Here is a 21,254-nt window from a genome sequence, read left to right on the forward strand (position 1 = left end):
TTATCGATGAGACAAAGCCGAGTCGTAATGGACCTTGGCGCCCTGCCCGGCAACGGGCTTGACCCACAGCAGGTAGGCGAGCACCAGCAGCACGATCCAGACGGCGCCGACCAGCAAAGCGGCCTGGGTGTCCGGGAAGTAACCCAGCACGCCAAACACGAACAGCATGAACACAATGGCGGCCGCTGGCGCGTAGGGCCAGAACGGTACCGGGAATTTCAGCTCGGCGACCTGCGCCTGGGTCATCGAACGGCGCATCGCGACCTGAGTGAACAAAATCATCAACCACACCCACACCGTGGCGAAGGTCGCGATCGAGGCAATCAGCAGGAACACGTTTTCCGGGATCAGGTAGTTGAGCACCACGCCGCCAAGCAGCGCCGCGCCCATCACCACCACGGTCATCCAGGGCACGCCTTGCTTGGACAACTGAGCAAAGCCCTTGGGCGCCTGACCTTGCTGGGCCAGGCCGTACATCATGCGGCCGGCGCCGAAGATGTCGCTGTTGATGGCTGAGACTGCCGCCGAGATCACCACGATGTTAAGAAGGGTCGCCGCCGAGCCGATGCCAAGGTTGCTGAAGATCTGCACGAACGGGCTGCCCTGGCTGCCGATCTGTGGCCACGGGTAGAGGGCCATCAGCACAAACAGGGTCAGCACATAGAACAACAGGATGCGCAGCGGCACCGCGTTGATCGCCTTGGGGATAACGCGTTGCGGGTCCTTGGCTTCACCGGCGGTGATGCCGATGATTTCGATGCCGCCGAAGGCAAACATCACCACCGCGAACGAGGCGATCAAACCGCCGACCCCATTAGGCATGAAGCCGCCATGGGCCCACAGGTTGCTCAGGCCACTGGCCTGAGTCTCATCTGCCGAGTGGATGCCGAACAGCATGATGCCGAAGCCGCCGAGAATCATCGCCACGATGGCGCCAACCTTGAGCAGCGACAGCCAGAACTCCATCTCGCCAAACACTTTGACGCTGCACAGGTTCAGGCCGCCGATCAAAAACACAATGCCGAGCACCCACACCCAACGCGCGACGTCAGGAAACCAGAAGCCCATGTAAATGCCGAAAGCGGTAACGTCGGCGAGGCAGACGATGATCATTTCAAACGCATACGTCCAGCCGAGGATAAACCCGGCCATGGGGCCCAGGTAGGTGCTGGCGTATTGGCCGAAAGAGCCGGACACCGGGTTGTGCACGGCCATTTCGCCAAGGGCGCGCATGACCATGAACACAGCGGCACCGCCAATCAGGTAGGCCAGCAGAACGGCAGGGCCCGCCATCTGGATGGCCGAGGCGGAGCCATAGAACAGCCCGGTGCCGATCGCGGAACCGAGTGCCATGAAGCGAATATGTCGGGCACTGAGCCCGCGTTTCAAACCCTTTTCTTGCTGGTGCATTTCTCTTCCCTAATTATTTTTATCCCGAGAAAATCCATCGCTATCGCACATTAAATGTGGGCGCTGTCGAGCTTTAGCGAGGCTGCGAAGGCGGTGTGTCAGGCAACAAAAATGTTGCCTGTGCCGACGCCTTCGCAGCCTCGCTGGGGCTCGACAGCTCCCACATTGGACAGCGGCGAGCTTAGAGGCTTGGCAGCAACGTGGCCGGCACCAGCTCATTCAGGCAGCGGCTGGCGAGCAGCTCAGTGGCGGCAATGATGTCCGGGGCAAAGAAGCGGTCCTTGTCGTAGAACCCCACTTTGGCGCGCAGGATGCCACGGGCTTTTTCCAGCTTCGGCGAAGTTTTCAAGCCTTCGCGCAGGTCCAGGCCCTGGCAGGCCGCCAGCCATTCAACGGCAAGGATGCCACGCGTGTTCTCAGCCATTTCCCACAGACGCTTGCCGGCAGCCGGGGCCATGGACACGTGGTCTTCCTGGTTGGCGGACGTCGGCAGGCTATCAACGCTATGCGGATGGGACAGCGCCTTGTTCTCGCTGGCCAGGGCTGCCGCCGTGACCTGGGCGATCATGAAACCGGAGTTCACCCCGCCATTGCCCACCAGGAACGGCGGCAGTTGCGACATGTGCTTGTCCATCATCAGCGAGATACGACGCTCGCTCAGGGAGCCGATTTCAGCGATGGCCAGTGCCATGTTATCCGCGGCCATGGCCACCGGTTCGGCGTGGAAGTTACCGCCGGAGATCACGTCGCCTTCGGCTGCGAACACCAGTGGGTTATCCGACACGGCGTTGGCTTCCACCACCAGCACTTCGGCGGCCTGGCGGAATTGAGTCAGGCAGGCGCCCATGACTTGCGGCTGGCAGCGCAGGGAGTAAGGGTCTTGCACCTTGTCGCAATTCTGGTGCGACTGCGAGACCTGGCTGCTTTCGCCCAGCAGATCGCGATAGGCCGCAGCCGAATCGATCTGCCCGCGTTGGCCACGCGCCGCGTGAATCCGTGCGTCGAACGGCGAGCGCGAGCCCAGCACGGCTTCCACGGTCAAGCCACCACACGCGAGTGCGCCGGCGAACAAATCTTCGCCTTCGAACAGGCCGCGCAGGGCGTACGCGGTGGACACCTGCGTGCCGTTGAGCAGCGCAAGGCCTTCCTTGGCGGCGAGGGTCAGCGGCGCCAGGCCGGCGACTTTCAGCGCTTCAGTGGCTTCCAGCCATTCGCCTTTATAGCGCGCCTTGCCTTCGCCGAGCAGCACCAACGACATGTGTGCCAGGGGCGCCAGGTCACCGGATGCACCGACCGAACCTTTGAGCGGGATGTGGGGGTACACCTGGGCATTGATCAAGGCGATCAGCGCGTCGATCACCTGGCGGCGAATCCCCGAGAAGCCACGGCTCAGGCTGTTCACCTTGAGCACCATGACCAGCCGCACCAGCGCATCGCTGATCGGCTCACCGACGCCGGCGGCGTGGGACAGCACCAGGGAACGCTGGAGGTTTTCCAGGTCTTCGCTGGCGATGCGGGTCGAGGCCAGCAGGCCAAAACCGGTGTTGATGCCGTAGGCCGTGCGATTCTCGGCGAGAATCTGCTCCACGCAGGCAACGCTGGCTTCGATCTGCGCCGTGGCGCTGTCATCCAGGCTGAGGGTTACCGGCTGCTGGTAGATAGCCCGCAGTTGGGCAAGGCTCAGTTGGCCTGGAATCAGATTTAGCGCAGTCACATTCATACTCCTTGTGAATTGTTCTTTTGAATACTTCTGTTGAATAAGTGCTCAGTGCAAATTCGGTAATACGTGGTGCAGCAAAGCGCTGTCGTTGAGCAGCGCGGCGGCGCTCGCGATGTCCGGCGCCAGCCAGCGGTCCTGCTCATAGGCCGGGACTGTTTCGCGCAACAGGCGCCAGGCACAGTGAGTGCCTGCGCCGAAACGCTGGTCCTTGAGAAACTCGAAGGCCTGGGCCGCCAGCAGGTATTCGATGGCGAGAATCTGGGTGACGTTGGCCAACAGCTGATGCAGCTTGAGCGCGGCATTGGTGCCCATGCTCAGGTGGTCTTCCTGCAGGCCGGAGGTGACGAAGTTGTCGAGCACCGCCGGTTGGGCCAGTTGGCGGTTTTGCCCGCACAGGGATGCCGCGACGTACTGCACGATCATCATCCCGGAGTTGACCCCGGGGTTGCTGACCAGGAACGCCGGCAAGCCGCTGACATGCGGGTTGATCAGGCGGTCCAGGCGGCGCTCGGCCACCGCGCCGATTTCAGCCATGGCAATGGCGAGCATGTCGGCCGCCAGCGCTACGGACTGACCGTGCGGGTTGGCCTGGGACACTACGCGGTAGTCGTCCGGAGTGCCGAGCACCAGCGGGTTGTCCGTGGCGCTGTTGAGTTCGGTCTCGATCTGGCGGGTGGCGTGTTCTACCTGGTCGCGGGCTGCACCGTGAATCTGCGGGATCGAGCGAATGCTCAGAGCGTCCTGGGTGCGGATGCCCTTGCTGCTGGCGATTACTTCACTGCCGTCGAGCAAGGCGCGCAGGTTGATACCCACGTGTTGCATGCCGGGGTGCGGCTTGAGGGCGATGATGGCTTCGTCAAACGCATCGATCTGGCCGCGCTGGGCCTCGAAGCTCATGGCGCCGATTACGTCGGCCCATTGCAGCAAGTGATGCGCGTCGGCCAGGGCCAGGCAGCTCAGGCCGGTCATGCACGGCGTGCCGTTGACCAGGCACAGGCCGTCCTTGGCGCCGAGCACCACCGGCTGCAAACCTTCTGCGCTCAGGGCCTGTTGCGCCGCAACGATGCGGCCCTGGTAGCTCACATTGCCAACGCCGAGCAAGGCCACGCCGACGTGGGCCATGTGGGTCAGGTAACCCACCGAACCCTGGGACGGCACTTGCGGCGTGATGCCGTGGTTAAGCAGCGCCAGCAACGAATGCACCACCTGCGGATGCAGGCCGGATTTGCCGTGGCTGTAGTTGATGATGGCCGCGCAAATAATCGCGCGGGTCTGCTCGTCGCGGAGCACCGGGCCGACGCCACAGGCGTGGCTGAGCAGGGTGTTGCGCGACAGCTGGCTGAGTTGCTCGCCCTTGAGCGACACGTTGCACAGCGCGCCCAGGCCGGTGTTCACGCCATAGGCGCGTTCACCGCGGGTGACGATGCGCTGCACGATGGCCTGGGCATTGTCGATGCGCGCCCAGGCGTGGCCCGACAGTTCGAGCACCGCGCCATGACGGGCCACGGCGACCACGTCCTGCCAGCGCATCGGGGCGTCGGCGATGATGATTTTTGCTGCCTGGGACATCTTCATACCTTCTTCAATTCTTGTGCAGCCTTACCGGCCTCTTCGCGGGCAAGCCCGCTCCCACAGGGGAACGCATTCCAAATGTGGGAGCGGGCTTGCTCGCGAAGAGGCCAGCCGGCTCACCTCAAAATCCGGGTCAGACCACCGCCGCCCGCCGCTGAACAAACCGGTCCACATACTCATCCGCCGGCGAATGCAAGATCTCGCGCGGCGTGCCGACCTGGATCAGCTTGCCGTCCTTGAGGATCGCAATGCGGTTGCCGATACGCACAGCCTCGTCGAGGTCGTGGGTGATGAACACGATGGTCTTGTGCAGGGTCTTTTGCAGCTCGAGCAACTGGTCCTGCATCTCGGCGCGGATCAGCGGGTCGAGCGCACTGAAGGCTTCGTCCATCAGAATGATGTCGGTGTCAGCCGCCAAGGCGCGAGCCAGGCCCACACGCTGGCGCATGCCGCCGGAAAGCTGGTGCGGGTATTTGTTTTCGTAGCCTTTGAGGCCCACGGTTTCGATCCAGTGCAGCGCGCGTTCGGCGCAGACCTGCTTGGTTTCGCCACGCACTTTCAAGCCATAGGCGACGTTATCGAGCACGCTCTTGTGGGGCAGCAGGCCGAAGCTCTGGAACACCATGCTGATCTTGTGCCGACGGAATTGGCGCAAGGCTTCCATGTCCAGTTGCAGGATGTCTTCGCCGTCCACCAGGATCGCGCCGCTGGTGGGATCAATCAGGCGGTTGAAGTGGCGCACCAAGGTCGACTTGCCGGAGCCCGACAAGCCCATGATCACAAAGATCTCGCCGGTACCGATGCTCAGGGACAGGTCATTCACGCCGACCACGCAGCCGGTCTCGGCCAGCACCTGGTCCTTGGTCTTGCCCTGGCCAACCAGGGCCAGCGCGTCCTTGGAGCGGTTGCCGAAGATCTTGAAGACGTTCTTAACTTCAATTTTGCTGACAGTAGTCATTTGTTCGCCTCATGCCGTGGACGACCATAGGCCTGGGTAATGCGGTCGATGACCACTGCAAGAATCACGATCGCCAGCCCGGCTTCTAGGCCACGGCCAACGTTGAGGGTCTGGATGCCGACGAGGACGTCTTCACCCAGGCCACGGGCACCGATCATCGAGGCAATCACCACCATCGACAGCGCCATCATGGTGGTCTGGTTGATCCCGGCCATGATGCTCGGCAGCGCCAGCGGCAGTTGCACGCCGAACAGCTGCTGCCAGCGGTTGGCACCGAAGGCATTGATGGCTTCCATGACCTCGCCGTCGACTTGGCGAATGCCCAAATCCGTCAGGCGAATCAGCGGTGGCGCGGCGTAGATCACCGTGGCGAAAATCGCCGGCACCTTACCGAGGCCGAACAGCATCAGCACCGGAATCAGGTACACGAAGCTGGGCATGGTTTGCATGATGTCGAGCAACGGCATCAGCACCGAACGCAGGCGATTGCTGCGTGCCGACAGAATGCCCAGCGGAATGCCGATCAGCACCGAGATCACCGTGGCGACCATCATCAGTGCGAGCGTTTGCATCAGTTTGTCCCACAGGCCCACCGCGCCCACCAGGAACAGCAAGCCAACGATGACCGCCGTGGTCAGCACCTTGCGGGTGGCGTGCCAGGCGATCCCGCCGACGATGATTAGCATCAGCCACCAGGGCGCCGCGCGCAGCAACCCTTCCAGGTTGACGATGGCCCATAGCAGGGTGTCGGAGATGTGCCGGAACACATCGCCATAGTTGGTGACCAGCGAGTCCACCCAACCGTTGACCCAGTCGGCGATGGAAAACGTAAAACTCTCAGGAAACATAGCGTGCTCTCGATCCAGTGGGTTGTGGCCAGGCGTCCGGTTGCCGGTGAAGGCAACCGGAAACGCTCAACCTACAAGGCCGCGTCGATTTTCTTGGCTGCGTCGTCGCTCACCCATGCGTGCCAGACTTCAGGATGTTCCTTGAGGAAAATTTTCGCCAGTTTTGGCGACTCAATTCGCTCTTTGGCCATGCGGCCCAGGTTCTGGTTCAGCAGATCGATAGGCAGGTTGACCTTCTCCAGCACGGCCACCAACTCCGGCGCCTGCTCATGGAAGGTCTTGGACAAGCCAACCTTGATGCTCACGGTTTTATCCACACCGGGTTTTTCTTCCAGCTTGACCAGATCAACCTGGCCCATCAGCGGGGTGGGCGACCAGTAGTAAAACAGGATCGGCTCGCCACGCTTGTAGCTCGACAGCACCGCCGCATCCAGCGCCGGGCCGGTGCCCGGGCGGAAGTTGGTGTAGGTGCTTTCCAGGCCGTAGCTTTTGAGCATTTCGCTGTTGTCCAGCTCACAGGTCCAGCCGGCCGGGCAGTTGTAGAAACGGCCTTTGGACGGCTCTTCCTGGTCCTTGAACACCGAGGCGTATTTGGCCAGGTCGGCGATGTTTTTCAGGCCCGGCGCCTTGGGTTCCAGCTTGCGCTTGGCGTCGCCTTCGATCACGTAACGCGGCACGTACCAGCCTTCGACAGCACCGACAACCGGGGCACCGACGCCGACGACTTTGCCGGCCTTCTCGGCCTTGTTCCAGACTTCACTGCGGCCGACCCACTCTTCGGCAAACACCTGGATGTCGTTGCTGCTCAGGGCGTTTTCCATGGTGATGGAGTTGCCCGGCAGGCTGTCGGTTTTGCAGTCGTAGCCTTTCTCCAGGACGGTTTGCAGGATGTCGGTGAGCAACATGCCGCTTTCCCAGTTCAGGCCGGCGAATTTCACCGGTTTGCCGGATTCGCACCAACCGGCCGCTTGCGCGCCGACACTCGCCAGCAGGCCTGCAGAAAACAGTGTGGCCAGCAGGGTCTTATTCATGTTCATTGTTGTGACGCTCCCAATCTTGAAATGGATTACGGCAGTCAGTAGGCATCCTGCCCTGTCCACGTCCCATCAGGCCTGTGCAGTCAGCCCGTTTGTCGTTGGTGTAGCGCCCTGCTCTTGCGGCAGGATCAGTCGTTCAGGAATTGCGCTGTGCCATTTTTTCGCACAGACGTAATAGAGGGCTGCGGGAAGCACCAGACCGATGATCCAGGAAATATCCACATCACCCAGCGCGGCCACCAGCGGGCCGGTGTAGAACTTGGTCGAGATGAAGGGCAATTGCACCAACACGCCGAAGACATACACGCTGATACCGAGCAGGTTCCAGCGGCCGTAGCGACCGTTCGGGTCGGCCAGCGCCGGCACGTCATAGCGCTCGCGGGTGATGCAGTAGTAATCCACCAGGTTGATCGCACTCCAGGGCGTAAAGAACGCCAGCAGGAACAGGATGAAAGACTTGAACGCCCCGAGGAACGAGTGCTGGCCGAGCAACGCGATCAGGGTCGCAGTGCCGACAATGACCAGCACGAAAACCAGGCGCTGCAGACGCGTGACCTCCAGGCGACCCCGAAAGCCGCTGATGATGGTCGCGATGCACATGAAACTGCCGTAGGAGTTCAGCGTAGAGATGGTGACCTTGCCGAAAGCGATGCTGAAGTACAGCAGCGCAGCCGTGGCCCCCGTGCCGCTCAAACCCACGATGTAAGCCACTTCGTGGCCTGCGAATTGCCCGTTGGACATGGCCGCGGCAAACACGCCGAGGATCATCGCTACCTGTGCACCAATGACCGAACCCGCGCCAGCGGCGAGAAAGGTTTTCAGCGAAGACGTCTTGCTCGGCAAGTACCGTGAATAGTCCGCCACGTAAGGGCCGAAAGCGATCTGCCAGGAGGCCGCGAGCGACACCGCCAGCAAAAAACTGCTCCAACTGAAGTGGCGGATTTGCAGAAGAGCACCCACGTCGGTCTGGCTGATCAGGCGGCTGAACAGGTAGACGAACGCAACCACACCGATGACGCTGGCGACGCGGCCGATCCAATGGATCACCCGGTAACCGAGCACTGTGACCAGCACGATGACACTGGCGAAAATAAGGATACCGACGCTGTCACTGACGCCAAACAACTGGCCCAGCGCTTGGCCGGACAGTACGGTGCCGGTCGCGGTAAAGCCCAGGTACATCAAACAGACCAGTACGATCGGGATGGCCGCGCCATAAACACCGAACTGCACCCGGCTGGAGATCATCTGCGGCAGGCCCAGCTTCGGTCCTTGCGCTGCATGCAACGCCATGACACCGCCACCGATCAATTGGCCGATCAACAGACCGATCAACGACCAGAACACATCACCGCCCAGCACCACGGCCAGAGCCCCGGTGACGATCGCGGTGATTTGCAGGTTGGCACCCATCCATAGGGTGAACTGACTGAACAGACGGCCGTGTCTTTCCGCTTCCGGGATGTAGTCGATCGAACGCCTTTCGATCAACGGGGTGGTGCTTGCACGTGCGTCATTTGCAGCCATGTGTGTTCAACCTCTGATGGATTGTTTTTGTTTGCAACACAGATCAAATGTGGGAGCGGGCTTGCTCGCGAAAGCGGAGGGTCAGCTAACGATTACGGTGACTGGCACACCGCATTCGCGAGCAAGCCCGCTCCCACCTTGCATTACTTGATCATCGGGAGATTGAGGCCCTGCTCCTTGGCGCAGTCGATTGCGATCTGGTAACCGGCGTCTGCGTGGCGCATCACCCCGGTAGCCGGGTCGTTGTGCAGTACGCGGGCAATCCGCTCAGCCGCTTCATCGGTGCCGTCGCAGACGATCACCATGCCGGAGTGCTGCGAGAAGCCCATGCCCACGCCGCCGCCGTGGTGCAGCGAAACCCAGGTCGCGCCGCTGGCGGTGTTGAGCAAGGCGTTGAGCAGTGGCCAGTCGGACACAGCGTCGGAACCGTCCTGCATGGCTTCGGTTTCGCGGTTCGGGCTGGCGACCGAGCCGGAGTCGAGGTGGTCACGGCCGATCACTACGGGTGCCGACAGCTCGCCGCTGCGCACCATTTCGTTGAACGCCAGGCCCAGCTTGGCACGCTGGCCCAGGCCCACCCAGCAGATACGTGCCGGCAGGCCCTGGAAGCTGATGCGCTCGCGCGCCATGTCCAGCCAGTTGTGCAGGTGCGCGTCGTCGGGGATCAGCTCTTTGACTTTGGCGTCGGTCTTGTAGATGTCCTGCGGGTCGCCAGACAGCGCCGCCCAACGGAACGGGCCGATGCCACGGCAGAACAGTGGGCGGATGTAGGCCGGTACGAAGCCTGGGAAGTCGAATGCGTTTTCCACGCCTTCTTCTTGTGCCATCTGGCGGATGTTGTTGCCGTAGTCGAAGGTCGGGATGCCTTGCTTCTGGAATTCCAGCATGGCGTTGACGTGCACGGCCATCGACTGCTTGGCGGCCTTGATCACGGCAGCCGGTTCGGTTTTCGCGCGGGCGCGGTATTCGTCCCAGGTCCAGCCGGCCGGCAGGTAGCCGTTGAGTGGGTCGTGGGCGCTGGTCTGGTCGGTGACCATGTCCGGGCGCACGCCACGCTTGACCAGCTCCGGCAGGATTTCCGCCGCGTTACCCAACAGGGCGATGGAGATGGCCTTGCCTTCCTGGGTGTATTTGGCGATGCGGGCCAGGGCGTCGTCGAGGTCGGTGGCTTGCTCGTCGACATAACGGCTGCTCAGGCGGAAGTCGATGCTGACCTGCTGGCACTCAATGTTCAGCGAGCACGCCCCGGCCAGGGTGGCAGCCAGTGGCTGAGCGCCGCCCATGCCGCCGAGGCCGGCGGTGAGTACCCAGCGGCCGGTCAGGTCACTGTTGTAATGCTGGCGACCGGCTTCGACGAAGGTTTCGTAGGTGCCCTGAACGATGCCCTGGCTGCCGATGTAGATCCAGCTGCCAGCGGTCATCTGGCCGTACATGGCCAGGCCCTTGGCATCCAGCTCGTTAAAATGTTCCCAACTGGCCCAGTGCGGCACCAGGTTGGAATTGGCGATGAGCACGCGCGGGGCGTTGCTGTGGGTCTTGAACACGCCGACCGGCTTGCCGGATTGCACCAGCAGGGTCTCGTCGTCGTTCAGGTTAGTGAGGCTCTCGACGATCTGGTCGTAGCACTCCCAGTTGCGCGCCGCACGGCCGATACCGCCGTATACCACCAATTCTTTCGGGTTCTCGGCCACTTGCGGGTCGAGGTTGTTCATCAGCATGCGCAGCGGCGCTTCAGTCAGCCAGCTTTTGGCGGTGAGCTTGTTACCGCGGGCGGCGCGGATTTCGACGTCACGGTATTTTGTAGGCTTGGTCACAGCTAGGACTCCTCGGCGATCGATGCGCGAACATGGATGGTGCGCAGGAGAGTCTTACGCACACATCTTTACTTGTACATACAAGCATATGCAATCAAGCGGCCAACTTTCGCAACGCGGGTGTCAGATTTTTTGCGCAGGTGTGCGAAAGCCTTGGAAATTAAGGCGTGGAGGCTTGGCGAAATTTCTTACGGAGGAGTTTTTCAGGGAGGGCGATTGTTCATAACAACGCGGCGTTGCGCCACGCTGGGGCATTCGGTAACAAATTGGTGCGCGAGCCGGAAACAGATCCCTTGAACAACACAGATACACATGTGGGAGCGGGCTTGCTCGCGAATGCGGTGGGTCAGCCAGCCTATCTGGCACTGCTACACCGCGTTCGCGAGCTAGCCCGCTCCCACATGTTTAACCGCGCGGGGTCAGCTCGATAATGCAGCAGCGGCCGGTAACCGAGAGGTCCAGCAGGGCGGTGTTACCGTCGATTTGCAGGCAGTCGTGATGCCCCAGCTTTTGGTCCAGCACCTTCACTTCATCCGCGACGCTGAACACCAGCACGGTCTGCGCGGTAGTGAAAAAACGCTGCACACCATCCATCCACTGCAAGCGTGCGTGGTAATGCTGCGGCGAATAAATCAGGTTGAAATCGCGGATCGGCCCGGTGATCAGGCGACAGGAAACGTCGCTTTCACCGCTGAACGCGAAGGGCTGCAGCGGTAACAACCCGCGCTGCTCCTCGCCATCGACGGTCAGGACCATGCCCGCGCCCTTGATCACGGTAATGACGCGCTGGTAGCCGGCGAAGGTGGAAAACCCACCCGACTCACCAATGTCGGCAATCGACAGGCGCCAGCCAAAGCCATCCAGGCCAGTACCGGCGTCGCGGGTAATTTCTTCGGTGCTGCCGCCGCCGTTTTTCCATGGCATGCGGATGTAATCGGTGGCGCGCCAGACTTTCACTGCACTCATTTACTGAAACGTCCTTCCAGGCTATGACGGGAACCGGGGTGGATCAAACGCGCAGCGGTCACCGGCTGGCGCCCGGACCAAGTGCGTCGGCGGATCAACAGGCACGGCTCGCTCGGCTCGATCTGCAGCAACTTGCACTCTTCGGCATCGGCAAGAATCGCTTCGACCACATGCTCGCCTTCGGTCAGCGGTGCAACCTGGTTCAAGTAGGCGTAAGGCGTTTGCTGGGTGAAATCCTGCTGCAAGTAGTCCGGCGCCACCAGGGCGTTGACGAAACGGTCTTCGATTTGCACAGGAATGTCGTTCTCGAAGTGCACGATCAACGAGTGGAACACCCGCCCGCCTTCGCGCATTTCCAGGGCGACGGCGCGCTCGGAGCCTGCGGCCTCTTCGCACAGGTGAATGACCTGGCAGGTATGCCGATGACCGCGGGAGGCGATCTCATCGGCAATGTTGTGCACTTCAAACAGCGCCGATTGGCTCTTGGGTTCGGCGACGAAAGTGCCAACGCCTTGCATGCGCACCAGCAACCCTTCGGCGGTGAGCTCACGCAGGGCGCGGTTGATGGTCATGCGGCTGAAACCCAGCTGGCTGACCAACTCGCTCTCCGACGGCACGCGGTAATGGGGCGGCCAGTTGCCGTTGAGGATTTGCTGGCTGATCATCTGTTTGACGCGGGCGTACAAGGGCGCCGGACTTTCGTCCATGTGGGCAGCCAGCGAAGACTTGGCAGGCGGAGTCGGCACAGGGAATCCTTGCAGGGGGAAAAGATGCATAGATTGCCGGAGTTTACCGAGCAGGCAAACGTCTGTATATGTATATACAAATAAACACACGACCGGGGTGCCTTGATCATGTCCGCTTTCTTTGCCGAACGCGCGCTGCTGCCTAATGGATGGGCCAACGATGTACGCTTTGAAGTCAGTGCCGATGGCCTGCTGACCCACGTTGAGCCCAACGCCAGTGCAGAGCGCGCCGAACGGCTTAGAGGCCCGGTATTGGCGGGCATGCCCAACCTGCATTCCCACGCGTTCCAACGCGCCATGGCAGGTTTGGCCGAAGTGGCCGGCAACCCGAATGACAGCTTCTGGACCTGGCGCGACTTGATGTACCGCATGGTCGGCAAGATCAACCCGGAGCAACTCCAGGTCATCGCCCGCCAGCTGTACATCGAGATGCTCAAGGCCGGTTACACCTCGGTGGCGGAATTTCACTACGTGCATCACGACGTCAGCGGCCAGCCCTATGCCGACCGTGCTGAGCTGTCGCGGCAGATCAGCCAGGCGGCCGCCAGCAGTGGGATTGGCTTGACCTTGCTGCCCGTGCTCTACACCCACTCCGGGTTTGGTGGCCAGGCGCCGAATGAAGGTCAGCGGCGCTTTATCAACAGCACCGAAAACTATCTGGACCTGCAAGCACACCTCAAGCCGATGCTTGCCGCCCAACCGGCGCAGCAGCTGGGCCTGTGCTTCCACTCGTTGCGCGCCGTCACGCCGCAGCAAATCAATGACGTGCTGGCCGCCAGTGACAAGGCTTGCCCGGTGCACATCCACATCGCCGAGCAGCAAAAAGAAGTCGATGACTGCCTGGCCTGGAGTGGCAAGCGCCCGCTGCAATGGCTGTATGACAATGTTCAAGTCGATGAGCGCTGGTGCCTGGTGCATGCCACCCACGCGGATCCTGACGAAGTCACGCGCATGGCCAAGAGCCGTGCGATCGCCGGTCTGTGCCTGACCACCGAAGCCAACCTGGGCGACGGGATTTTCCCGGCCGTGGATTTCCTCGCTCAAGGCGGACGCCTGGGCATTGGTTCCGACAGCCATGTGTCACTTAGCGTGGTGGAAGAATTGCGCTGGCTGGAATACGGCCAGCGCCTGCGTGACCAGCGGCGTAACCGCGTGTACCGCAGCGATCAGCCAATGGTCGGCCGCACACTGTTTGATGCTGCCGTGGACGGTGGCGCCCAGGCGCTGGGCCAGCCGATTGGTCGCTTGGAAGTGGGCAAACGCGCGGACTGGCTGGTGCTCGACGGCAACGACCCGTACCTGGCGACGGCGACGGAGGACGGGATTTTGAATCGCTGGCTGTTCGCCGGAGGTGATCGGCAAGTGCGCGATGTGCTGGTGAACGGGCAGTGGGTCGTACGGGACGGGCATCATGCCGGTGAAGAGGAAAGCCGCCGCGCCTTCACGCAGGTGCTGAGGGATATGCTGGGCTAACAAGCCATCCCAAACAAAGGTGGGAGCGGGCTTGCTCGCGAATGCGGTGTATCAGTCATTACATCTGTCGACTGACACTGCGTATTCGCGAGCAAGCCCGCTCCCACATGTTGATCGGCGAAGGCTCAGGTTTACTGCGAAGTCTTCGCCATCTGCTTGTCCGACGTACGCCAGATCAACCGCGTGGTGTCGTACCCTTGCTGCCGCGCCCTGCTGAGCAGGTCTTCGCGGGTGTCGGCGCTGACCGTCGGCGTGCGTGACAAGATCCACATGTAGCGCCGGCTTGGGCTGCCAACGATGGCGGTCTTGTAGTCATCACTGACGTACAGCACCCAGTAATCGCCCTTGGCGACGCCCGGCAACAGCGCCGTGAACCAGTTATTGAATTCCACCCAAAGCTTGTCGGTCTTGCCGGGCACTTGCGGCGTGGCCGTGCCCTTGGCTTCTTCCCACTTCCACTCAGGCGTCAGGCAGCGGTTGAACACCGACATGTCGCCATCCGGCAGCAGGCTGTAGCGCGCTTCGGACTGCGCACAGTTGCGCTGGAAGTACATCGGCAATCGGGCCAACTCGTACCAGGTGCCCTGGTAACGCTTGAGGTTGACGTTGCTCGCTGTCTTGGGTTGCAGATCATCGCCAGAATGGCTGGCGCAGCCCGCCAAAAACAGGCTGGCGCAAAGGAACAAAACAAAACGCATCATTCTTCTTCTCCCGCAGGCTCGCGCCCCGGTTTACTTCAGGCCTTGCCCGGAAAACATCAGAACTTTGTCACCGGCGTACTGCACGCTGATAAAGCTGTTTTTATCGCCCCACGTGCAACTGGACATACCCAGTGCGCCGGAACAATCGGTCGGCTTGCCCAGCAACGACTCAACCTCGGCCTTGGCCATGCCAGCCGACAGCTTCGCGTAATTTTCTTGATTGACCTTGCTGCACGCGGCTAAGAGCACGCAAAAAGCCAACAAAGCGAGACGGCGTAAAGACATGGAAAAGCTCCTGAAGAGACGAAGCAGCTGGGGTATCTGCCAGAAGCTTAGAAGGGAAAAGGGGTGTCTGGTTCCCGACGAGCGAAAACAAAAAAGCCCCGAAAACGCTGAAACGTTTCGGGGCTTTTTATTACCGCAAGGTTTTACTTCTTGTGGTAACCGGTCACACGCTCAACCTCTTCCTTCGAACCCAGGAACACCGCTACACGCTGGTGCAGGCCTTCAGGCTGGATGTCGAGGATGCGTTGGTGGCCGTCAGTGGACGCACCGCCCGCTTGCTCGACCAGGAACGACATCGGGTTGGCTTCGTACATCAAGCGCAGTTTGCCAGGCTTGGAGGGCTCACGGCTGTCACGTGGGTACATGAACAGGCCACCACGGGTCAGGATACGGTGCACGTCGGCCACCATCGCGGCGACCCAGCGCATGTTGAAGTTCTTCTTCAACGGGCCTTCTTCACCGGCCATCAACTCGCCGACATAGCGCGTAACCGGCTCTTCCCAGTGACGCTGGTTGGACATGTTGATCGCAAATTCCTGGGTGGAGGCAGGAATCGTGATGTCTTCGTGGGTCAGCACGAAGCTGCCCATTTCACGATCCAGGGTAAAGCCTTTGACGCCGTCGCCCAGGGTCAGCACCAGCATGGTCTGTGGGCCGTAGATCGCATAGCCGGCAGCAACCTGCTCGGTGCCTGGCTGCAGGAAGGCCTTTTCGTTCAGGGCTTCGTTCTGGCTCAGGTATTCGTTCGGGCAACGCAGTACCGAGAAGATGGTGCCGACCGGCGCGTTGATGTCGATGTTGGACGAACCGTCCAGTGGGTCGAATACCAACAGGTACGCGCCTTTCGGGTACTTGCCCGGGATCTGGTAGGCATTGTCCATTTCTTCGGACGCCATGCCGGCCAGGTGACCGCCCCATTCGTTGGCTTCGAGCAGGATCTCGTTGGAGATGACGTCGAGCTTCTTCTGCACTTCGCCTTGGACGTTTTCAGTGCCCATGCTGCCCAGGACACCACCCAGTGCGCCTTTGGACACGGCGTGGCTGATTTCCTTGCAAGCACGCGCCACCACTTCGATAAGGAAGCGCAGATCGGCAGGCGTGTTGTTGCTGCGGGTCTGCTCGATCAAATAGCGACTCAGGGTAACGCGGGACATGTAAGGCTCCGGAGAATGGGGGGCTTATAAACCCGCGCAGTTTAACGCGAGTCGAGGCGTATTTCCTCTAATCAGAGGATTTAACTCCAATAGAGTTCACGGTTTGCCTGCTGGCGCGCGCAACAAACTGTAGGCCATCGCCCCCAGTGCCGCCACACCCAGCAGGAGCACGGCCCACAGGCCAAGTTTCTTCCAGTCGCCGCCCACTTCGGGCAACGGGGCCACGACGCTGGGTTTGACCACCACCGCTCCCGTGACCGTGGCCTGACCCAACGTCTTGAGGCGCTCGGCGCTGTAGTCAGGGATCAGGGTCGACAACGGCAGGTTCGCCGCCTTGACCGAGCCATTGCCTAACGCCAGGGTAAACGGTGGTTCGCCCCGCGCCAGAAACACCAATTGGGTGGCGCGCACGGCAAAACGCAGAGCCGGGGCTTCGATGCCCAGGCCACCGCCGCGCTCATCCACCTGCAATTTGAGCTCGGCCACGGCCTGACCAGGCAGCTGCAATTCGTCCTGCACCACGTCCTGGCCGTTCTGGGTCAGGCGGTACAACAAACCATTGCTCAGCGGCTGCCAGGCTTGATGGGCGTCGCGGCGCCCCGCCAAGGTGACCGGCGCCAACGTATTGGGCTGTTTCAACTCAACACGCACGCGCTCCACAGGCAGCCCCGTCGGCAGTTGCCAGGTGTATTCCCCGGCTTTGAGCCGCGCCCCCGACAGCGGTTGCGACCACACCAACGGCAGCGGCAAACGGCTGCTGGAGGCGCTGACCAGCTTGGCCGAGGTCAGTTGCGGCGCAGGTTGGCCCTGCCACACCAAACGCAGGTAACGCGCCGACTGGCCCGGCAGGCTGACGTCATGCTGCTCGACGCGCTCATCGGCAAACGACAGGCGCGCCACCTGCCCATCGCCCCACGACTGCCAGTGCTGCAAGTCATCGCTGGCTTCAATGCTGAAACGCTGGAAGCCATCCTGCTCGCGGCGCCAGTCCAGGCTCAGTTGCTGCAGCGGCGCCTTGATCGCGCTGGCATCCAGCACCCAGCCACGCAGCACTTGCTGACCTGCCTTGGACGGGAGCACTTCGAGCAGCGTGCCTTCGGCAGTGGACTTCATCAGCACGTTCGGCACGCTTTCGCGGGTGTCGGCGGCGTACAGTGGAAACCACTTCACGTCAGCCACATCGCGGCGTTCAGTACGCTGCGCTGATTGACGCGACAGCGCATAGGCTTGCGGCTCACCGGCGGCATTGAACACCCGCACATCACTAAGGTCAGCCTGACGCGCGCTCAATTGCACCGCCAATGGCAGCTCCAGGCGATACCAGGGGCCGTTGCCGTTGACGGCCAGCGGCACGTGTGTGGTGAAGTCGGCGGGCGCTTCCTGGGCCCACACCGACAACGTCGTACACACGCCCACCGCGATTACGCTCAACTTACCGATCAAGAGGATGCTCCTTCAGTTTCCAACACCGGTTCGGCGCGCTTGGGCGGCAGCGGCGCAAAGTAGCCCACCACCAGCAACAGCCCGCCCACGCCGATAAACGACACGATCCGCGCCAGCCCGCCACGGTTGCTCAGTTCGACAAAGAACAGCTTGGCGACCACTAGCGCAATCAGCGCCGCGCCGATCAGCCACACTTCGCGACGATGGCGCAGGTGGCCGCCGATCATCAGGCCGAGGGCGACCAAGGTCCACACAATCGACAGGCCGGCCTGCACCAACATCGACTCCAGCAGTGCATCCAGCTGGAAGGGCACGCCAGCCCAATGGTGGGCAGTGCGCATCACCAATGCCGTAAAGAAGGCAAACAGCGAAATACCCGCCACACCTTGGGCGATCAGCTCAGTACGCGGCCCGCGTTGCGGCGCCACGCTGCGCGACCATAAATACACACCCAGCAGCGCAAACAGCAGGCCCAGGTCCAGCGGGTTGAGCAGCGGTACATACGGCAGCGGTTTGGCCGTACCGTCACTGAAGATAGTTGCCAGCCAGAACCAGCCGAGCATCAATACCGCCAGCGGCAGTGCTGCCAGCACGCGGTATTCACGCGGGTAGGCCGAGACTGGCCATGGCCAGCTGCGCGACGCAGCCGCCAGCACCAGATAAAGGCTCGGCAGAATCGCCCAACCCAACCAGCGCCAGGCGTTGTACTCGCTCGACAGCAACAGCAGGCCGTAACGCAGCTCCAGCGCCAACACGCCGATCAACATCCAGCAGCCGAGCACGTGAGCGATGCTCAACACGTTGCCCGGCACCCGCGCAGCCAAACGGCGCAGTGCGATGAAATGCACAACGAACACCGCCAACCAAGCCAGCCAGCCGTACTGCGCCGCCGGGTGGTAGTAGTCATGGGCAGACACCAGCAACACCACGCCCGCCGCCGGCATCAGCAAGGCGCACAGAATGCCCAGCGATGCCCAGCGCAAACGTTCGGCCAGCACTGCCCAGATCGCCACGCTCACCGCCGCGATGCTGAGCAAAAATGGCCCCTGCAGCTCCTGCGGGATAAACCGCAACACTTCACCGATCAGCGCCAGCGTCCACCAGGCCGCGCCCCACACCAGCAGCAGGTCGGACAGGCGTTGCAGCTTCAACACAGCAAACACCGGCGCATGCGGTTCACGCTGCAAGCGCCAGGCGCCCACCATCGCGGCCAGGCCCAGCACCATCGGCGTCCAGAACCCGCTGTGCGCCAAGGGGCGCAAGCCATCGCCGGTCAGCGGCCCAAGCAACTGCGGCGCCGCCAACAGGAACGAGCCGCCGCCGACCAATTGCAGCAGCAGCCCAAACACGAAGCTGACGCGCTGTTGCAGGTACAGGCTCAGCCAGATGATCAACAAGCCACTCGCCGCCCACACGCCGCTGGCACTTTCCCAAGGCAGTACGAACAGCACAGCAAGATTGATCAGCACCAAACCTGCGAGCAACACCACGGACAGACCGCGCAGTAACCGCACGTCGCTGCGCACCATGTCATCGCGCGCCGCCAGCAGCATGCCGCCGACCAAGGCCAGGCCGATCAGCGAGGCCGTCAACAAGCCGGACCAACCCGCACTGAAGACCGCCGCCCCGTCGCCGCCTTGCAAGCGCAGCAGGAACAACGCCCCGCCAAGCAATTGCACGGCGAAGGCGCTGAACAGGAAGGTACGCGAGCCGATGCGCAGGCCGATAAACAGAGTGACCAGACCGGCGATTGCCCAACTGATGGCCGTGCCTTGGGTCAGTAACAGCAACGGCGCGAGCAGGTACAAAAAGCTCAGGCCCAGGCTCGCCAATACCGGCAAGCCTTTGCGCTCCCAATCGGCTGCCTGTTCAGTCGGCGCCTTGCGCAACTGAGCGAAGCTGAACAGCAATGCCGCGCCCAGTAGCAGCGCACCCAACGGCGCAGCGTCGAGCAAGGTCTGTGCGCCCACGCGCAGCTCGCTGAGGAACGCCAGCGCCGACCCCAGTTGCAACAACAGGCCAAAGGCCCGCGCCAAAGGCCGCTGCTGACGCAAGCCTAGCCAGAAGATCCCGGCGCCCTCCACCGCCCACGCGGCAGCCGTCCAGCGTGCATCGAGGCCCAGTGGAATCGCCAGGCTGGCAAAGATCACACCCAGCGCCAGGCAGGTTTCCGCCAGCAACAAGGCGCGCCCACCCCTCAACAACCGGGCCAGGCCCATGTAGATAAGCCCCAAGCCCAACGCACTGAACGCTGCTGCAAACTCCAGGTGCTGCACCAGCGCGAACTGCAAGCCGAAGCCCACCAGCGGCGGACCGAACAGCATGCTGCCGTCGACATAATCGCCCTTGCCCGCCGACCAGCGCAGCAGTGCGTCACGGCCTTCAGGGGCGTCGCCCAGCGCCAGCAGTTTGCGCCGCGCAAACAGCAGCCCGATGGCCAGGTACATCAGGAAAAACAGGATCAGGAACGGCTCGGTGCTCCACAGCAGGTCCGGCGTGTAAGCGCGCATGCCCCAGGCGAAACCAATGCCGAAGGTACCGACAAACCCGATCAGGTTGAGCAAACGCCAGGCCTTGAACCAGGCGATGGCGAGGATGCCGGCGTTGAGCAGCGCGAAGTAGCTGAACAGCGCCACATGGTTACCGGCGCCGGTAGAGGTCAGGATCGGCGCGGCAAAACCACCCAACGCCGCCGCGCAGGCCAGGCCGAGGGCATCCTGGGTGATCGCCAGGATCGCCGAGAACACCGTGACCGCCACCAGCAGGCCGAGTGCCGCGCCGGGATCGATCAACGGGTGCAGGCGCATCGCCGCGAACACGGTCAGGTACAACACGGCAATGCCGGTGCCTTGCAGCATCAAGCCGTAATTGCTGTTACGCAGCCGCAACCACCAGCCCAGCCCGAGCAGGCCGATGGCGGCGGCGGCAACGCCGGCGTAGCGCAGCTCGATCGGCACCACTACGCCTTCGGTGGCGTAGCGCAGCAGGAAGGCCAGGCCGAGGAAGAGCAGCACCACGCCGACGCGCAGCACGGTGTTACCGCCAAACAGCCAATTGCGCGCGCCACTGATGGCCCGTTCGATCAGGTTGGGGCCTCGGGGAATGGCCGGCGCTTCAGGTTGCGGCGTTGGCGCTGCGGCCCAGACGTCATCCGGCAGTGGCTGGCTTGCCTCGGCCACCACGGCAACAGGCGCCAGCTCGGCGGGCAACTCCCAAACAAGTTCGGGCTTTGCAACGACAGGTGCAGGTTCAGGGAGGGGGGCTTCGACGATCACGCTGTTGGTCGGCGCGGGCACTTCCAGTTGCCGCAGGCGCTCACCGAGGGCTATCAATGCCTTCTGCGTGGTCTCTAACTGACGCGCTTGCTGGTCTGCCTGGGCGGACAGCTTCGAGAGGCGAATCGCCTGGCCAATGCCCAGGCCCAAGAGCGCACCGAAGCCGGCATCGGTGAACGACTCATCGAGTGTCCAGCCGAGCACCAGGCCAATCAGCATGAAAATCCATTGCATGGTCGATATCCCTAAGCAGCCCGAGGCGGGCAAACCGGGGCCTAGTATATCGACGCGGGGCTAATGTGGGAGCGGGCTTGCTCGCGAAAGC

Annotated in this window: 16 protein-coding genes; 1 reads left to right on the forward strand and 15 read right to left on the reverse strand. The window is 62.1% G+C overall.

Translation table 11 applies throughout. The features are described from left to right. The 10 genes from JFT85_RS14105 to hutC form a co-directional block, all read right to left on the reverse strand. The gene (locus JFT85_RS14105) at positions 1-1,410 is read right to left on the reverse strand and encodes an amino acid permease (protein WP_201230009.1); all 1,410 of its coding nucleotides are present in this window, start codon (positions 1,408-1,410) and stop codon (positions 1-3) included. 181 nt (positions 1,411-1,591) lie between these two features. Further along, on the reverse strand, positions 1,592-3,130 hold the full coding sequence (hutH, locus tag JFT85_RS14110; RefSeq protein WP_139372183.1) for a histidine ammonia-lyase: 1,539 nt from the start codon (positions 3,128-3,130) through the stop codon (positions 1,592-1,594). A 45-nt stretch (positions 3,131-3,175) separates the two neighbouring features. Then, on the reverse strand, positions 3,176-4,699 hold the full coding sequence (locus tag JFT85_RS14115; RefSeq protein WP_201230011.1) for an HAL/PAL/TAL family ammonia-lyase: 1,524 nt from the start codon (positions 4,697-4,699) through the stop codon (positions 3,176-3,178). Positions 4,700-4,835: 136 nt separating this feature from the next. Beyond that, positions 4,836-5,660, reverse strand: coding sequence for a quaternary amine ABC transporter ATP-binding protein (locus JFT85_RS14120; RefSeq protein ID WP_053253918.1), 825 nt, complete (start codon positions 5,658-5,660; stop codon positions 4,836-4,838). Next, entirely contained in the window at positions 5,657-6,508 is an 852-nt protein-coding gene (locus JFT85_RS14125; protein WP_053253917.1) for an ABC transporter permease, read from the reverse strand. The genes JFT85_RS14120 and JFT85_RS14125 overlap by 4 nt, the downstream gene beginning before the upstream one ends. A 71-nt stretch (positions 6,509-6,579) precedes the next feature. Then, positions 6,580-7,545, reverse strand: a complete 966-nt coding sequence (locus tag JFT85_RS14130) for an ABC transporter substrate-binding protein (protein WP_053253916.1) — start codon at positions 7,543-7,545, stop codon at positions 6,580-6,582. A 69-nt stretch (positions 7,546-7,614) separates the two neighbouring features. Continuing rightward, the gene (locus JFT85_RS14135; RefSeq protein ID WP_069550835.1) at positions 7,615-9,072 is read right to left on the reverse strand and encodes a purine-cytosine permease family protein; all 1,458 of its coding nucleotides are present in this window, start codon (positions 9,070-9,072) and stop codon (positions 7,615-7,617) included. Between the two features lie 143 nt (positions 9,073-9,215). After that, on the reverse strand, positions 9,216-10,886 hold the full coding sequence (gene hutU / locus JFT85_RS14140; RefSeq protein ID WP_069550834.1) for a urocanate hydratase: 1,671 nt from the start codon (positions 10,884-10,886) through the stop codon (positions 9,216-9,218). A gap of 405 nt (positions 10,887-11,291) precedes the next feature. Then, positions 11,292-11,852 carry a HutD/Ves family protein gene (locus tag JFT85_RS14145; RefSeq protein ID WP_069550833.1) on the reverse strand — a complete coding sequence of 187 codons (561 nt, stop codon included), beginning with the start codon at positions 11,850-11,852 and terminating at the stop codon, positions 11,292-11,294. Beyond that, on the reverse strand, positions 11,849-12,559 hold the full coding sequence (gene hutC, locus JFT85_RS14150) for a histidine utilization repressor (protein WP_232000148.1): 711 nt from the start codon (positions 12,557-12,559) through the stop codon (positions 11,849-11,851). The genes JFT85_RS14145 and hutC overlap by 4 nt, the downstream gene beginning before the upstream one ends. A 147-nt stretch (positions 12,560-12,706) precedes the next feature. Here hutC and JFT85_RS14155 point away from each other — a divergent pair, with 147 nt between their 5' ends. Beyond that, entirely contained in the window at positions 12,707-14,071 is a 1,365-nt protein-coding gene (locus JFT85_RS14155; protein ID WP_169875673.1) for a formimidoylglutamate deiminase, read from the forward strand. Positions 14,072-14,202: 131 nt separating this feature from the next. Here the strand turns inward: JFT85_RS14155 and JFT85_RS14160 are convergent, their stop codons facing one another. The 5 genes from JFT85_RS14160 to JFT85_RS14180 form a co-directional block, all read right to left on the reverse strand. After that, a complete protein-coding gene (locus JFT85_RS14160; RefSeq protein ID WP_053253910.1) occupies positions 14,203-14,772 on the reverse strand; it encodes a lipocalin family protein in 570 nt (189 codons plus the stop codon). Positions 14,773-14,802: 30 nt separating this feature from the next. Beyond that, a complete protein-coding gene (locus JFT85_RS14165; RefSeq protein WP_017849914.1) occupies positions 14,803-15,057 on the reverse strand; it encodes a hypothetical protein in 255 nt (84 codons plus the stop codon). Positions 15,058-15,200: 143 nt separating this feature from the next. Continuing rightward, positions 15,201-16,211, reverse strand: coding sequence for a class 1 fructose-bisphosphatase (locus tag JFT85_RS14170; RefSeq protein ID WP_053253909.1), 1,011 nt, complete (start codon positions 16,209-16,211; stop codon positions 15,201-15,203). 96 nt (positions 16,212-16,307) lie between these two features. Next, entirely contained in the window at positions 16,308-17,651 is a 1,344-nt protein-coding gene (locus JFT85_RS14175; protein ID WP_201230898.1) for a DUF3999 family protein, read from the reverse strand. Next, on the reverse strand, positions 17,651-21,163 hold the full coding sequence (locus tag JFT85_RS14180; protein WP_201230013.1) for a DUF2339 domain-containing protein: 3,513 nt from the start codon (positions 21,161-21,163) through the stop codon (positions 17,651-17,653). Before JFT85_RS14180 ends, JFT85_RS14175 begins: the two co-directional genes overlap by 1 nt. Between the last annotated feature and the right edge of the window lie 91 nt (positions 21,164-21,254).

This window comes from Pseudomonas sp. TH04 (assembly GCF_016651355.1).
Classification (GTDB): domain Bacteria; phylum Pseudomonadota; class Gammaproteobacteria; order Pseudomonadales; family Pseudomonadaceae; genus Aquipseudomonas; species Aquipseudomonas fluorescens.